The organism is Burkholderia multivorans ATCC BAA-247 (assembly GCF_000959525.1).
GTDB classification, from domain to species: Bacteria; Pseudomonadota; Gammaproteobacteria; order Burkholderiales; family Burkholderiaceae; genus Burkholderia; species Burkholderia multivorans.
Genome location: NZ_CP009831.1, coordinates 1,845,941 through 1,861,473 on the forward strand (window position 1 = coordinate 1,845,941; position 15,533 = coordinate 1,861,473).

Genomic DNA, 15,533 nt, shown 5'->3' on the forward strand with positions numbered 1-15,533 from the left:
GCGCACCGCCTCGTCAGGCGGTGCGCTGCGCGTCGAGCCACGCCTGGAACATCAGCACCGTCCACAGCTGATGCTGCCAGTTCATGCGCCCAGCCTGATGCTGGCGCCAGAGCCGCTCGACCGCGGCCGCGTCGAAGAAGCCCTCGTCGCGCAGCCGCGACGGCTGCAACAATGCGTCGGCCCAGTCGCGCAACGCGCCGCGCAGCCAGTGATCGATCGGCGCACAGAAGCCCTGCTTCGGCCGGTCGATCAGCTCGGTCGGCACGTACCGGTCGAGCAGCCGGCGCAGCAGCGCCTTCGATTGCCCTTCGGGCAAGCGCAGCGATGCGGGCAGCCGCCACGCGAATTCGACGACGTGATGATCGAGGAACGGCATCCGCGTTTCGAGGCTGACCGCCATCGCCGCGCGGTCGACCTTCGTCAGGATGTCGGTCGGCAGATAGGTGAGCGTGTCGATCGCCATCGCCTGCTCGGCAAAGCTCAGATGCGCGGGCCATGCGGACACCGTATCGAGCGGCGTCGGCGGCTCGTGCCCGGCGAGCGCGATGCGCTCCGGATGATGGACCGACGACATCAGCAGCCGGTACAGCCCGATCCGGCTGTCGGCCGTCATCACGTGGCCGAGCTTGTGCAGCCGGTCGCCGATGCGCGTCGGCGATTCGCGCAGTTCGCCGGCGCCCCAGGCGCCCTGCGCAACCGCCGCGAGCTGATCCGCATGATCGGGGCGCAGCGCGTGCAGCGCGCCGGCGATCCGCGTACGCACGGCCGCCGGCACGCGATGCAGCTTGCGCCACAGGCGTGGCGTCAGGAAGTAGCGCGTATAGCCGCCGAACAGCTCGTCGCCGCCGTCGCCCGACAGGCTGACCTTCACGTGCCGGCGCGTCAGTTCCGCGACGAGGAAGGTCGGAATCTGCGACGCGTCGGAGAACGGCTCGTCGTAGATCGCCGGCAGCTTCGGCACGACGTCGAGCGCATGATCGGCCGTCACGTACAGCTCGGTATGGCGCGTGCCGAGATGGCGCGCGACGGCCTTCGCGTAGCCGGCCTCGTCGTAGCCCGCTTCGTGAAAACCGATCGTAAACGTGTCGACGGGCGCGGCCGACTGCGCCTGCATCAGCGCGACGATCGCCGACGAATCGACGCCGCCCGACAGGAACGCGCCGAGCGGCACGTCGGCCTCCATCTGCCGCGCGACGGCCTGCCGCAACACCGTGTCGAGCCGGTCGACGGCCTCGGCCGCCGTACCGGCGAACGGCTCGTGATGGCCGGCATCGATGGCGTGCTCGAGCGCCCAGTACGTGCGGATTCGCGGCGTGTCCTGCGCATGCTCGAACTGGATCCAGCTGCCGGGCGGCAGCTTGCGGATGCCGCGATAGATCGTATGCGGCGCGGGCACCGCGGAATGCCGCAGATACAGACACAGCGCGTCGCGATCGATCTCGCCGTCGAAGCCCGGATAGGCGCGCAGCGCCTTCAGCTCCGACGCGAATACGAGCGCGTCGCCGATCCGCCCGTAATACAGCGGTTTCTCGCCGATGCGGTCGCGCGCGAGCGTCAGCACGCGCGACTCGCGGTTCCACAGCGCGAGCGCGAACATCCCGGTCGCGCGCCGTAGCGTCGCGTCGACGCCCCACGCGGCGAACGCGGCGAGCAGCACTTCGGTGTCGGAATGGCCGCGCCACGCGGGCGCGCGTCCGACGCGCTCGAGCTGCGCGCGCAGTTCGCGGTGGTTGTAGATCTCGCCGTTGAAGACCATCACGTAGCGGCCGCACGCAGACGCCATCGGCTGCCGGCCGTGCACCGACAGGTCGACGATCGCGAGCCGCCGGTGACCGAGCGCGATCCCGGCCGCCGGATCGACCCACAAGCCCTGTGCGTCCGGTCCGCGATGCGCGAGGCTCGCCGTCATCCGCGCGAGCGTGCCGCGCGCTGTCTCCTCATCGAAGGCGACGCTATTCAGAAAGCCGTCGATTCCGCACATGTATCCTGTCCGCCCCTATTGACTACCCGCCCTGCGCGACGCGACCCTGCGGCCCGCCGTTCGGCATGACGGTCGCGCCATCTTACGAAGAAATAATTCAGCAATAATTCCGCGGTAAACGGCACGCAGGGCCGGAAAAAAACCGGCGTCAAGCGCCGTCGTGCACGGTAGTGCAAGGGGACATATCGAGGCGGCCGCGCCCGCTGCCGCGCGTCACGGCGCGCCGGTCGCCCATTTCAGCAGCTGCGCGACCTCGCGGAAATGCTGCGGCTGGATCGTGCCGTTCTCCGGCGTCGTGTCGTAGAGCGCCTGCGCGAGGCCGACGTTCGCGAGCGTCGGACGCAGCGCATCGCGCGCGAGCCGCACGATCCGCTCGGCCGCATCGCCCTCGCCGCGTGCGAGCACCCACGGCAGCGTGCCGATTCCGCCGTAGTGGAGCGCGACCGCGACGCGCGGCGAATAGACGACCACCGAGGCGAAGCCGATCCGGTCAGGCAGCGACGCGAACTGCACTTCGCGCGCGAGCTGCCGGCGCTTCGCCGCGATGTGCGGATCGCCTTCGTCTTCCTTGTGCTCGCGCCGCACTTCGTCGATCGACATCTTCATCTTGCGGTTGAACTCGTGCCGCTGATGGACGATGTCGATCAGCGCCATCACGACGTAGATCAGCGCGGCCCAGCCGAACAGCAGCATCAGCAGCTTCACGATCAGCGCGAGGATCGACATCGGCCGCGTGAAGCCGGACTGCACGGACGGATCGAGCGATTCGACGATCAGCCAGCCGAGCGTCGCGACGAGCAGCGCCGTCTTCAGCAGCATCTTCGCGAGATTCACGAGGTTGCGCAGCGACCAGAGGTTCTTCAGGCCCTCGGCCGGATTGAGCCGCGACAGCTGCGGTACGAGCCGGCTCCACGCCATCACGCCGCCGACCTGCACGAAGCCCGCGAGCACGCCGAGCAGCAGCCCGGCCGCGACGATCTGCGCGGACAGCGTCGCCCAGTCGCGCGCGGCCGCGTCGATCAGCGCCGCGATCCGCGCGGACGGATCGGCCGCGCCGACGGCGTCGAACACGAGCCGGAACAGCGCCTGCAGCCGCGCGAACAGCGTGCCGACGCCGACCGCGAGCGCGACGCAGACACCGACGAAGAATGCGGACGAGATCGTCTCCGCGCTCTTCGGCACGTCGCCTTTTTCGCGCGCCTCGCGCAGGCGCTTCGCGGTCGGCGGCTGGTTCTTCTCGCTCATGCTCGCTCTGCTGTGCGTCGCACGCTCATGCGCCGCCGTGCGCGGCGAACAGCGCGCGCAGCAGTGCAACGAGGCCGCTGTCGGGACTCAGCAGCGCGTGCAGCGACGCATAGACGACCGGCAGGAACAGCACCATCATCAGCACCGCGAGCGCGCTCTTCAGCGGCTGCGAGAACACGAACACGTTGAGCTGAGGCACCGCGCGGCCGACGAGCCCGATGCCGAGTTCGACAAGCACCAGCACGATGATCACCGGCGCCGCGAGCTTCACCATCCATTCGAAGATCGTGTCGGTCTGCCGCACGACGAAGGTCTGCAGCATCGACGAGAAGTCGGGGCCGAGCGAGCCGATCGGCCACCACGCGTACGACTGTGCGAACAGCTGCACGAGCACCTGCAGCCCGCCCGTCGTGACGAACAGCGCGATCGCGACGAAGTTCAGGAATCCCGACGTCGGACCGCCTTCGTGACCGCCCATCGGATCGAAGAATGCGGCGCTGCCGCTGCCGGTCTGGAAGTCGATCAGGTAGCCGACGCCCTGGATCGCGAACAGCACCGCGCTGAACGCACCGGCGAGCAGCATCCCGACCACCGCCTCCTTCGCGACCAGCACGCACCACGTGACGAACGGCAGCGACGCGACCTGCGCGGCATCGATCGCGGGCGCGACGAACGCGGCGATCACGACCGCGAGGCCGTTGCGCACGAGCCCCGTGACGATCTGCTCGTTGAACACCGGCACGACGAACATGATCGGGAGCAGGCGCGGCATCACGTACAGCAGCGGCCGCAGCGTGCCGGCGAGGTCGTTGAAGCCCGACGCGTGATCTAGCATCGGCGCTCCGCGGCGGCGGCAGCGGCGGCGGCAGCGGCGGGCTGCGCGGCGGCATCGGTCGTGCCGGCCTGCGCCGCGTCCGACGGTTTCGCGGCGGCGTCCAGCGTGCCCGCCTGCGCGTCCGCCCGTTTTTGCGCGCTCATGGCGGCGTCGAACGCGGCGGCCTCCGCGTGCGTGTCGCGATGGGTATCCGGATGTCGGCCGGCGTCTGCCGCCCACACACCGGGCGCCGCGAAACGGCGCACCGCGTACGCATCGGCGACTTCGTCGGCATCGCGCTCGACGCGCGCCGCGCGCGCATGCCGCGCTTTCTCGCCGGCGCGCTCGAGCTTGTCCTCGGCCGCCTTCGCCTTGCGCGCCGCGCGCTGCAGCTCGGCAAGCGTCGCCTCGTGGCCGCGATGCACGTGCGCCGCCTGGTTGACCGACGCACTCGCCGCGCCGATATGCCGGTCGAACGTGCGCGTATCGGCAGCGGCGTTCTGCAGCGTGCGTGCGTCGCGCGCGTCGTCGGCAAGCCGCGTCTGGATCGCCGCTTTCGCGGCCAGCTGCCGCGCGAGCTGCGCGTGCGCGGCATCGAGCGCGTGCCGGCTCTGCGCGGCGATGCGCTGCTGCCGCGCGGCCGCGACGCGCGCGATCTGGCTGCGCATCTCGCGCACGCGCTTCAGGCGCGCGAGCGTCGCGAGCACGCGGCGGTCGTCGGCTTCAGACATGATCGTTCGCCAGTTTCGTCAGTTTCGCGAGCAGCGCGTCGAAGCGCACGTCCTCGTGCTGCGCCTGCGCGCAGAACGCGCCAATCGCCTCGCGCGCACGCAGCGCGAGATCGCCGAGCCGGTCGCTGCCTTCGCGATACTCGCCGATCTGCACGAGCAGCTCGATCTCCTGATACTTCGCGATCAGCTCGCGCACGCGCGCGGCCGCCTGCTGATGTGCGCGGCTCGCGACGAGCGGCATCACGCGCGACAGGCTCGCGAGCACGTCGATCGCCGGATAGCGGTTCGCAAGCGCGATCTTGCGCGACAGCACGATATGGCCGTCGAGAATCGAGCGCACCTCCTCCGCGATCGGGTCGGATTCCTCGTCGCCTTCGACGAGCACCGTGTAGAGCGCCGTGATCGAGCCGGCCGCGCCTTGCCCCGCGCGTTCGAGCAGGCGCGGCAGCACCGCGAACGTCGACGGCGGAAAGCTGCGGCGTGTCGGCGGCTCGCCGCTCGCGAGGCCGACCTCGCGCTGCGCCCGCGCGAAGCGCGTCAGCGAATCGACGAGCAGCAGCACGCGCTTGCCCGCATCGCGGAAATGCTCGGCGATCGCGGTCGCGACGAGTGCGGACTTCACGCGCTCCATCGCGGGCCGGTCGGATGTCGATACGACGACGATCGAGCGTGCACGCACCTCCGGCGACAGCGCATGTTCGATGAATTCGCGCACCTCGCGCCCGCGTTCGCCGACGAGCGCGATCACGTTCACGTCGGCCTGCGCGCCGCGCGCGATCATCCCGAGCAGCGTGCTCTTGCCGACGCCCGACGGCGCGAAGATCCCGACGCGCTGCCCGACGCCGAGCGTCATCAGCCCGTCGATCACGCGCACGCCGGTCGGAAACGGCGTGTCGATCATCCGGCGCGCGAGCGGGTTCGGCGGGTCCTGCTGCGTCGACACCCAGGTCGCGCCGGTCACCGGCCCGCGATCGTCGAGCGGCCGGCCGAGGCCGTCGAGCACGCGGCCGAACAGCGCCTCGCCGACCGGAAACACATGCTCGCGGCCGGACGGCACGACGGTCGTCTCCGGCGACAGGCCGGCCACGTCGCCGAGCGGCGTGAGCAGCGTCGTCTGCCGCGAGAAGCCGACCACCTCGGCGAGCAGCGTCGGCTGATTCGGCGTGCGCAGCTCGCAGATCTCGCCGAGCTTCGCGCGGATGCCGGTCGCGTTCAGGATCTGCCCGACCGCGTGATTGACGCGGCCCTGCACCGACACCGGCGAGAAAAACGCGAGCGCCGCATCGAGATCGCCGACGAGCCGGCCGCGGTCGAACGGCGCATCGGCCGCGTCGGCCGCATGGTCGCCGGGCGGCGGCGTTTCGTCGTGCGGCGCGTTCATCGTGCGGCTCCGAACGACGCGTCGCGGCGAATCGCCTGGCGCAGCGCGTCGATCTGCAGATCGAGGCTCGCGTCGATGCGCCCGGACGGCGTTTCGACCGCGCAGGCGTCGCGCGCGAGTTGCGCATCCTCGACGATGCGGATCTTCTGCCGGTTCGTCTGCGCGGCGAACGCGCGCTCGAGCGCGTCGCGCATTTCGTCGCTGCGGCCCGGCGCGACGCGCACGGTCACGAACGCCTCGTCGCGCACGAGCGGCGCGATGCGCGCGAGCGCGGCCTCGTACAGCTTCTGCGTGCTCATCTCGCCGACGATCGCGCGCACGGCCTTCACGACGATCTCGGCCATCGCGTCCTTCATCGACTCCATCGTGCGCGCGGCCGCGAGCGCCTGCGCGTAGGTCTGCGCCGCCTGTTCGCGCTGCGCGCGGCGCATCCCTTCCTCGTAGCCGGCCGCGTGGCGCCGCTCGAACTCGCGCTGCGCATCGGCGACGATCCGCTGCGCTTCGTCGCGCGCGGTCGCGATCACCGCGGACGCGTCGAGCAGCGCCGCGTATTCGCGCTCCTTCAGCACCTTGCGCTCGGACAGCAGCTGCAGGTTGTCGCTCGTGATCAGAAAAGCCAGTCCCATGACGCAAGCCTCTCGGGAATCAGAAACAGGAACAGCAGTTCGCCGAACTGGTCGCGCTGCGCGCGATTGAGCCAGTACGGCGCTTCGTCGTCGATCGCGCGGTTGAACTTCAGCCGCACGCGGCGCGCGACCGCGTCGCCGGCCGCGCCGATGAAGTCGGCCAGCAGCCGCCCGCCGCGCGCGCGAATCACGGCGGGCAGCATGGCCGGCTCGGCGCGCCACGGTTCGAGCGTATCGGCGAGCGCGCCGAATTCGGGCGCGCGTTCGAGCGCGAGCGTCAGCGCATCGCCGCCGAGTTTCGCGGCGACTTCCGCGCGGATGCGCCGCACGGTCAGCGCGTCGCGCAGCCAGCCGCGATGCAGCAGCAGCCCCGCATACGCGGCGAGCTGCTCGAGCGCCGCGCCCGGCAGCAGCGCCACGCGCGCGCACGCGTTCGCGACGTCGAAGTCGTGACGGCCCGCCACGCCATGCACGGCCAGCAGATGGCGCGCGAGCAGCTTGCGGCCGGCCGCGCCGAACGCGTCGGGCGAGCGGTAGCGCGCGGGCCAGTCGTCCGGCACGCGCGTCACGTGCAGATAGCGGTCCGGCCGCAGGTTGAACTCGCAGACGAGCGCGTGAAACGCGGCGCGCCGCGCGGCCGGCGGCGGCGCGAGCGGCTGCAGCCACGGCAGCGGATCGGCCGCGTCGGGCGGCGGCACGCGTGCGTCGTTCATGCGCCGTCGTTCATGCGCCGTCGCGGGCGCCGTCCGGCGTGCGCAGCGCGCCGGCGTCCGGCGGCGCGTTCGACGCGCCGTTGCCGCCGCGCGGCGCACCAAGCAGCGCCGCGAGCCGCGCGCCGAACATCCCGCGCCGTGCCGCCGACAGCGCGATCACCGCGCAGGTCAGCAGGATCAGCGCGAACACGAGCCAGCCGAGCGGCGAGCGCAGCCGCACGATGTCGGACACCGCGCTGCCGATCCCGTCGACGCGCGGGGCGCGCGCGGCGGCCGGCTGCAGGAACAGCGACACGTTGTCGTACTGCAGCCCTTCGATGCTGTGCGCGACGAGATCCTTGACCATCGGCGCCATCGCGCGCAGATCGACGCCCGGCCGATAGCGGATGTACACGGCCGCGGACGACGGCTTGATCTTGTCCGCGAGCGGATCGTTCTCCGGGATCACGACCTGCACGCGCGCGACGATCACGCCTTCGATGTCCTGCAGCGTGCGCGACAGATCCTGCGACACGCCGTACAGATAGCGCACGCGCTCCTCGGCCGGCGTCGACACGAGCCCCTGTTTCTGGAACAGCTCGCCGAGGCTCGCGTAGCTCGGCTTCGGCAGCCCGTTCGCCTGCAGCACGGTCAGCGCCGACTGCATGTCGCCGTCCGCGACGCTGACCTGCCACGCGTTGCGGTCCGACGCATCGCGCGCGTCGTTGTCCTTCGACGCGCTGATGCCCGCGTCGCCGAGCACCGCGATCATCTGGTTCGCGTCGTGCTCGGACAAGCCCGAATACAGCTCCTTCTGGCAGCCGGCCAGCAGCGCGAGCGCGCCCGCGAGCAGCGCACGCGCCGCCCGGCTGCGCCACGCGCCTGCGCGCGGCGTCGAATCGATCGTCGTCATCGTTGATCCGCTTCGTCGCGCGCGCGGCCCGTGCCGGCCCGCACGCGCGCGTTCGTCACTCCTGCGTCTTCAGCACCGTATGCGTGAAGCCGTTCGCCGCCTGCGCGACCGACAGGCTCAACTGGTATTCGGAAATCGTCGTGGTCGCCGTCCACTGGAAGTCCATCGCCTGCACCATCGTCATCAGCGGATCGCTGCGGTTGTCCGCCATCGACGTCAGCATCTCGGTGCGATGCTTGTCGATGTTCGCGTAGCGCGCATCGAGATCGTTGCCGTACGCACGCAGCCGCTCGACGAGCGACGACGCATTCGCCTGCGCGGGCGTCATCTGCACCGCGGGCGCGGCGTCGTGCGCCGCCGCCGACATCGCCGCCGCCGACATCGCCGCCGCCGACATCGCCGCAGCCGGCGGCGCCGCATCGGCCGACGCGGCGCGCGGCTGCATCAGCGCATCGAATTCGCGCACCTGCGCCGGATCGGCCGCCGCCCCCGGCTGCTGCGCGGCGCCCGCCAGCGCGACCGCACCGGGCGGTGCCGCGCCTACGCCTATCACTGACATGATCGCTGCCCTCCTTCGCTCGCAAGTTGCCGATCGGCCTGCGCGACGCGGGCCGGCCGCCGCTCACGCGCGCCGCGCCGCGCGCCGCACGCGGGCGGCCCGGATGCGCGACAGCGTGCGCCGCGGCCGGCGGCCCGCATCATGCGCGGCCGGCCGAACTCAGGTGTTGCGCGACCTGCGCGTTCGCCGTCCCCTCCTGCGCGGTCACCGCGTTGCTGGTTTCGAACGTCGCCGTCGATTGCTGCACCTGGAAGTTGATCTTCGTCAGTTCGAGCTGCGTCTTGGTCAGATCGTCCGCCTGCTTCTGGACGTCGCTCGTGTTCGTCACACCACCTGCTGCCGAGGCACCCATGCTTCGCTCCTTTACGTGAAGTTCACCTTCGTCCGGCGGCGGCCCCATGCCGCCCCGGCTCACACGGCCTGCCGCACCGTTGCGGCGTGCCGCGTCATGCCCGCGCCGCGCTCGCCGCGCGGCGCGCATGATCTGCCGCGACGCTAATGCGCCGCGTCGTTCGTCACGGCCGACGCCGGTCGCGCCTGCGGCAGCAGCGTCGGGCCCGGCATCGGCTGCGCGATGCCGGCCGCCGCGCCGCTTGCCAGAGGCGGCACGGGCGGCGCCGGCACGCGGGCCGGCGCACCGGCCGACGTGCCGCCGAGCGGCATCGTGATGCGCTGGCCGTTGCGCTCGAACACGACTTCGTCCGGCCCGATCGACACGACCGTCGGCCCTTCCTTCAGCCGCGCGCCCTCGAAATAGCGGCTGCCGTCGACCGTCTCGATATAGCGCTGGTCGCCGTCGCCGGCGAACACCGTCGTGATCTCCGGGATGCCGGCCGAGCCGCCGAGCGTCGTCGTCGTGCGCGGTGCGTCGGCTTGCGCGTCGCGCACGTGGTCGACGACTTCGAGCGCCGGCCGCGCGTCCTTCATGTAGTTGCGGATGCGCGGCTCGAGCTGCGCGCGCGGCGCCGTGCCGGTCAGCTCGATGCGGCCGCGCCCGAGATACGCGACCGTCAGCGCCGTGTCGCTGAAATAGGTCTGCGCGGTCGCGACGAGATCGCTGACCACGTAGACGGTGCCGAGCGCCGCGTTGTCGACGCCCGCCACGATCTGCGCGACGCGTTCGCGCGCGGCCGGATCGGCGACGTAGCCCGATACGATCACGCCGTCGTCGCGCGGCGCGACCGCGAGTTCCGGATAGGCGTGCAGCAGCCGCTGCAACCGGTGCGTGCGCGCGAGCACCGACTCGTGCTGCCACGGCAGGCGCCCCGACCAAGCGACGAAACCGTAGCCGAGCGCGCCGAGCAGCACGCCGACCCAGAGCGCGACCAGCGCGATGACGAGCCGGCGGCTGCCAAGCCGGCGCAGCCCGCCCGTCAGCCAGCCGAGCCACGGTGCGGCGGGCGCGACGTCGGGCGCGCCGGTGTCGTCGGGCACCGCGACGCTCGCCTGCGCGTGCCGCGCGATGCCGAAACGGATCGAGCCGACCGTCACGACGTCCTGCGGCGTCAGCGACCGACGGCCGCTGCCGAGCGGTTCGTCGTTGAGCAGCACCGGCGCGCCCGTGTCGCCGCCGTGGTTCTGCACGGTGACCGCGAGCGCGCCGACCTGCAGGCACACCTGCTTCGCGCCGATCTCGCGATCGGGCAGGATCACTTCGCAGTCGGCCGCGGTGCCGACCCAGTTCGCGCCGCGTGCGAGCGACATCGTGCGGCCGTACATCGGGCCGCTCAGAAAGCACAGATTCCACGGCGACGCGGGCGCGGCCGCGCCGCTGCCCGCCCCGCCGGGCAATGCGCCGTCGCCGTGCGGTTCAATGATGCTCGTCGACATGGACGGACGCTCCTGCGGTCGTCGCCATCGGCTGCGACGCCGCGTCCTGGGCGGGCGGCGGCAACGCGGGCGGCCCGAACTTCGTGCCGGGCAGCGGGCGCGGCGTCAGCGGCACCGCGATGTCGTTGTCGGGCGGCCGGTACATCGACACGCCGTTCGGGTCGGCCGGCGCATCGACGCCCGGATTCACCGGCGAGCCGTCCGGCGCGTACATCGACGCGCTCGACACCACGCGAGGCGTCAGCAGATAGAAGCGCTCCATGTGGTTGCCGGACTTGTCGGTGTACTTGAACAGGTTGCCGATCAGCGGAATGTCGGACAGCCAGGGCACGCCGCTCTTGTTCAGGCGCACCTCGTCGTCGTTGAAGCCCGCGATCAGCAGGCTCTTGCCTTCGTCGATCATCGTCTTCGTGACGATGTTGCGCTGCTGGATCACCGGCACGTTCGACACCGCCTGCCCCGGCACGATGTTGCCGTCCTGGATGTCGATCGACATCATCACGCTTTCCGGACGGCCCGACACGGCGGCCGCATTGCGGATCGCATCGTCGACGATCATCGGCGTCACCTTGATACTCGTGCCGGTCGTCACGCTGTACAGCGACGAATCCTGATAGCCCTGCACCTGCACGTAGAACTGCGTGAGGTTCTCGAGAATCGCCTCGGTGTTGTCGAGCGCGAGCACCTTCGGCTTCGAATGCAGCTGCGCCTGCCCTTTCTGCGCGAGCGCATTTACGCGCGTGAGCAGGTAGTTGCGCAGCGATCCGCCGATCGATGCGGTGAGCGCGATGCCGGTCGGCATGAAGGTGCCCGTCTGCCCGGACTCGCTCGCGCCGATCCCGAACGTCAGCGGCGGATTGCCGGCGCCGTTGTACTGCGTATTGCCGTTCAGCGGGTTCGCGCCGTTGCCGATCTGCACGTCGCCGTGCGTCGTGTGCAGCCGCCAGTCGATCCCGAGGCTGTCGAGCGAATCCTCGTTGATGTCGATGATCGTCACGTTGATCTCGACGATCCGCGGCCGCTCGTCGAGCTGCGCGATCAGCGACTGGTAGCGGTACATGTTCTCCGGCAGGTCGCGCACGATCACCGCGTTGATCGCCGGATCGGCCTCGATCTGCGGCAGCGTGTCGCCGCCGCTCGCGAACGGCGAGAACGCGCTGCCCGCGGCCGATTCGCCGCCGTAGCCGCCGCTGCGCGGGCCGCCCGACAGATCGGGGAATTCGAGGCGCGGCACCGCGATCGTCAGCCCCGAGCCGAGCTTCACCTGCCGCGCGGCCTGGCCGAGCGGCGCGCTCGTCGGCATCGGGCCAGTACCGCCGCCCTTGCCGAACAGCCGGCGCAGGATCGTCGCGACGCCCGGCACCGTCACTTCCTTGCCCGAGCGATTGATCGTGAAGTCGGACGCCCACGCGTACTTGAGCCGGAACGCGCGGATGTCCGCGTGCTGGCCGTTCGCCGACGGATCGCCGACGCTGCCGATCGCCTGCCGCACGAGCTCGACGTAGCGGCGCGGGCCGGCCACGTACACGCTGTTCGCGCGATCGTTGATCACGAGCGTGTAGCGCTTGTCGGGAATCTGCATCGCCTGCAGCGCGCGGCCGATCTCGCCGCCCGCGTTCGGCGGAATCGGGATCATCTGCGTCTGCGACTGGTCGGCCGGATCGACGTAGAGGAACGAGCCGTCGTAGTACCACGTGAGTCCGTACGTCGAGCAGATCGTGTCGAGCGTCTGCTGCGGCGTGCCCGAGAAGCGCCCGCTGATCACGCCGTCGACCTTCGGATCGACGACGGCCGTCACGCCCTGCGACGACGCGAGCTCGCGAATGAAGTCGCCGATCTTCTTGCCGTTCGCGACGATCGTGAACGGCTTGTTGCGCCAGCGCAGGTCGGCCGCGCGCGCGGGCTGCGCGATCGTCATGCAGAGCGACGCCGCAAGCAGCGCGCTCGCGCACATCGCGAGCGCCGCGCGCGGCAGGCTGCGCGGCTGAAACCGGATCGGGACGACGCGTCGACGCATCAAAACACTCCTGTGGAAGAAACGAACATCCGTTCGAGCGCCTGCTGCGCAAAGCGCAACACCTCGCTGCCGAGCCAGCCGGACAGCAGCACCAGCGCGACCATCACCGCGATCAGCCGCACCGCGATCCCGATGTTGGCGTCCTGCACCTGCGTGACCGCCTGCAGGATCGCGACGACGAGGCCCGTGACCGTCGCGATCAGCACGATCGGCAGCGACAGCAGCAGCACGAGCATCAGCGCCTGCCGCGTGAGATCGAGGATCGTCGAGCTCGTCATTGCGCGACGCCCGGTGTACGCACGTCGGCGCCGGCGCCGGCCGTGCCGTCGTCCGGCGGGTTCTTCACCCAGCCGACCGTATGCAGCTGCACGTCCTCCTCGATCTCCTGATACGACAGCACCGGAAGATCGGGCAGCATCGGCTGCAGGATCGTCTTCACGTAGCGCCGCGCGCCGAGCGCGACCATCACGGCGAGCCGCGCGGCGCCGTGCGCGCCGCTCGCGTGCGCCGATTGCACGATCGCGCGCACCTGCTCGCCGATGTCCTGCTTCACGGCACTCGACAGCGCAAGGAAATTGCCCTGCTTCGTACGCATCACCGCGTTCTCGATGCGCTCCTGCAGGTTCTGCTCGAACAGCACGACGCGCAGCTGGCGCGCGGCGCCCGCGTGGCGGTCGGTGATCATCCGGCGCAGGTCGACGCGGACGAGTTCGACGAGCGCGATCACGTCGTCGGGCTCGTTCGGCGCCCACGTGATCAGGCTTTCGAAGATCACGCGCAGATTGCGGATCGGCACCTGCTCGGCCAGCAGCCGGCGCAGCACCTCGGTCACGCGCTGCAGCGGCACGAGCCGCGTCAGCTCGCCGACAAGCTCCGGGTGATCGCGCCGCACCAGATGCACGAGCGCCTGCGTCTCCTGGATGCCGAGCAGTTCGTCAGCGTGCCCGCGCACGATCTGCTCGACGTGCGCGGCGAGCGCCGCCTCGCTCGTCAGCCACTTGCCGTCCGGCGGCGCGCCGTCCGGCTTGACCCACAGTGCCGTCGCGAACGGGCCGAACGCTTCGGCCGGCTGACGCTCCGCGCGCTCGGGCAGCGGCGCGACGCCGTCCCACAGCAGCCAGCCCGGCTTCAGTGCACCGTGCGCGGCGAGCACGTCCTGCAGATAGATGCGGTACGTGCCGTTCGGCGCGCGCTCGTCGTCGTTCAGCGTGATGCGCGGGAACACCGTGCCGATGTCCGCGTCGACGCGCGCCTTCGCGTTCGACAGCGCGGCCTGCAGCTGCGCGAGGTTCAGCGCGCTGCGCAGATCGTCGGCCAGCGACACCGCGATCAGCGACGTGACGCCCGCCGCGTGCGACACCTTCGCCGGCTGCCCGTCGTCGGCCGCGCCGACGCGTCCGGCCACGTGGATCAGGTTGAAGCTCGGTGCGGTCGTCCTGCGCTTGAGCTGCGTCAGCGCGAACGCGCCGAGCGCCACCGCGATCAGTGCGAACGACCATTTCGGGAAACCGGGCACGACGAGGAAGCCGGCCAGCACGAGCGCCGCGATCAGCAGCGCGCGCGGATGCGCGCCGAGCTGTTCGCCCAGCTGCTCGCCGAGCTGGCGCTGCCGCGCGTCGCGCGTCGCGACGCGCGTGGTCACGATACCGGCCGCGATCGACACGAGCAGCGACGGAATCTGCGACGCCATGCCGTCGCCGACCGTCAGGATCGCGTAGCGCTGCAGCGCGGTGCCGATGTCCATGCCGTGCATCAGCGTGCCGACCGCGATGCCCGCGACGATGTTGATGAACGCGATCACGAGGCCGGCGATCGCGTCGCCCTTCACGAACTTCATCGCGCCGTCCATCGCGCCGTGCATCTGCGATTCCTGCTCGAGCTTCTCGCGGCGCTCGCGCGCTTCGTCCGCGCTGATGATGCCGGCGCGCAGATCCGCGTCGATGCTCATCTGCTTGCCCGGCATCGCGTCGAGCGAAAAGCGCGCGCCGACCTCGGCCACGCGCTCCGAGCCTTTCGCGATCACGATGAACTGCACGACGGCGATCACGAGAAACACGACACCGCCGACGACGACGTTGTTGCCGACCACGAGCCGCCCGAACGCGTCGATCACGTGACCGGCGTTCGCGTGCAGCAGGATCAGCTTGCACGACGCGATGTTCAGCGCGAGCCGGAACAGCGTCGTAAACAGCAGCAGCGCGGGAAACGACGAGAAGCTGACCGCCGACGGCACGTAGGTCGACACCGTCAGCAGTACGACGCTTGCGGCCAGGTTCAGCGAGATCATCCCGTCGAGCGCGGCCTGCGGCAACGGCAGGATGAACAGCGCGACGACCGCGACGATGAAGGCGGCCAGAAACAGATCGGCGCGCGGCGAGGCGCCGATCCGGCGATGTCCGGACACGCCGCGGCCGACGGAAAACATCCGCTGCCAGTCGCGGGGAAGCGCCTTCGGTTCTGCCATCGTGCCGTCGTCCTGTCGTTATGGGCGGCAGGCGCGGGCAATCGCAGCCCCCGCCTGCGCGGTGCATCGAATGCGACGAGTGTAGCGACGGGAAAAGGGGGAAAAACGGGCGCGCCTCGTAGCGCGCGGGCGGCAGGCCGAATCGTCTGAAGGTACGACTACGAAACGCCGCGGCGCGAAGTCGGACGGCGCCGCGGAACCGCTTCCATCGCGCCGCGCGGCGCGGCGGGCCGCGGCGGGCCGCGGCGGCCCGGTGCGGGAGGGCGCGGCGCGTCAGCGC

Annotated in this window: 14 protein-coding genes; all 14 read right to left on the reverse strand. The window is 70.8% G+C overall.

Annotated features, from left to right (window positions below; genetic code table 11):
* Positions 1-13: 13 nt before the first annotated feature.
* The 14 genes from asnB to sctV all read right to left on the reverse strand — a co-directional run bounded on the left by asnB (position 14) and on the right by sctV (position 15,253).
* Positions 14-1,981: an asparagine synthase (glutamine-hydrolyzing) gene (gene asnB, locus NP80_RS10290; protein ID WP_006410981.1), complete on the reverse strand. Its 1,968-nt coding sequence runs from the start codon at positions 1,979-1,981 to the stop codon at positions 14-16.
* Between the two features lie 213 nt (positions 1,982-2,194).
* Positions 2,195-3,226: an EscU/YscU/HrcU family type III secretion system export apparatus switch protein gene (locus tag NP80_RS10295; protein ID WP_006410980.1), complete on the reverse strand. Its 1,032-nt coding sequence runs from the start codon at positions 3,224-3,226 to the stop codon at positions 2,195-2,197.
* Positions 3,227-3,251: 25 nt separating this feature from the next.
* Positions 3,252-4,061, reverse strand: coding sequence for a type III secretion system export apparatus subunit SctT (gene sctT / locus NP80_RS10300; RefSeq protein WP_006410982.1), 810 nt, complete (start codon positions 4,059-4,061; stop codon positions 3,252-3,254).
* Complete coding sequence (locus NP80_RS10305; RefSeq protein WP_045593430.1) at positions 4,055-4,771, reverse strand: hypothetical protein; 717 nt, start codon at positions 4,769-4,771, stop codon at positions 4,055-4,057. Before NP80_RS10305 ends, sctT begins: the two co-directional genes overlap by 7 nt.
* Positions 4,764-6,152: a type III secretion system ATPase SctN gene (sctN, locus tag NP80_RS10310; RefSeq protein ID WP_006409965.1), complete on the reverse strand. Its 1,389-nt coding sequence runs from the start codon at positions 6,150-6,152 to the stop codon at positions 4,764-4,766. The genes NP80_RS10305 and sctN overlap by 8 nt, the downstream gene beginning before the upstream one ends.
* Positions 6,149-6,778 (reverse strand): type III secretion system stator protein SctL, encoded by a 630-nt coding sequence (gene sctL / locus NP80_RS10315; RefSeq protein ID WP_006409966.1) that lies wholly within the window; start codon positions 6,776-6,778, stop codon positions 6,149-6,151. The genes sctN and sctL overlap by 4 nt, the downstream gene beginning before the upstream one ends.
* Positions 6,760-7,491, reverse strand: a complete 732-nt coding sequence (locus tag NP80_RS10320; protein WP_006408403.1) for a SctK family type III secretion system sorting platform protein — start codon at positions 7,489-7,491, stop codon at positions 6,760-6,762. Before NP80_RS10320 ends, sctL begins: the two co-directional genes overlap by 19 nt.
* Before the next feature lie 10 nt (positions 7,492-7,501).
* Positions 7,502-8,383, reverse strand: a complete 882-nt coding sequence (sctJ, locus tag NP80_RS10325; protein WP_035955342.1) for a type III secretion system inner membrane ring lipoprotein SctJ — start codon at positions 8,381-8,383, stop codon at positions 7,502-7,504.
* A 55-nt stretch (positions 8,384-8,438) separates the two neighbouring features.
* Positions 8,439-8,942: a hypothetical protein gene (locus NP80_RS10330; protein WP_045593431.1), complete on the reverse strand. Its 504-nt coding sequence runs from the start codon at positions 8,940-8,942 to the stop codon at positions 8,439-8,441.
* 139 nt (positions 8,943-9,081) lie between these two features.
* Complete coding sequence (locus tag NP80_RS10335) at positions 9,082-9,294, reverse strand: hypothetical protein (RefSeq protein ID WP_006396586.1); 213 nt, start codon at positions 9,292-9,294, stop codon at positions 9,082-9,084.
* A gap of 143 nt (positions 9,295-9,437) precedes the next feature.
* The gene (gene sctD, locus NP80_RS10340; RefSeq protein WP_045593432.1) at positions 9,438-10,772 is read right to left on the reverse strand and encodes a type III secretion system inner membrane ring subunit SctD; all 1,335 of its coding nucleotides are present in this window, start codon (positions 10,770-10,772) and stop codon (positions 9,438-9,440) included.
* On the reverse strand, positions 10,753-12,789 hold the full coding sequence (gene sctC / locus NP80_RS10345; RefSeq protein WP_006406218.1) for a type III secretion system outer membrane ring subunit SctC: 2,037 nt from the start codon (positions 12,787-12,789) through the stop codon (positions 10,753-10,755). Before sctC ends, sctD begins: the two co-directional genes overlap by 20 nt.
* Positions 12,789-13,067, reverse strand: coding sequence for a type III secretion system export apparatus subunit SctS (sctS, locus tag NP80_RS10350; RefSeq protein WP_006396581.1), 279 nt, complete (start codon positions 13,065-13,067; stop codon positions 12,789-12,791). Before sctS ends, sctC begins: the two co-directional genes overlap by 1 nt.
* The gene (sctV, locus tag NP80_RS10355) at positions 13,064-15,253 is read right to left on the reverse strand and encodes a type III secretion system export apparatus subunit SctV (protein ID WP_035947929.1); all 2,190 of its coding nucleotides are present in this window, start codon (positions 15,251-15,253) and stop codon (positions 13,064-13,066) included. Before sctV ends, sctS begins: the two co-directional genes overlap by 4 nt.
* Positions 15,254-15,533: the final 280 nt, after the last annotated feature.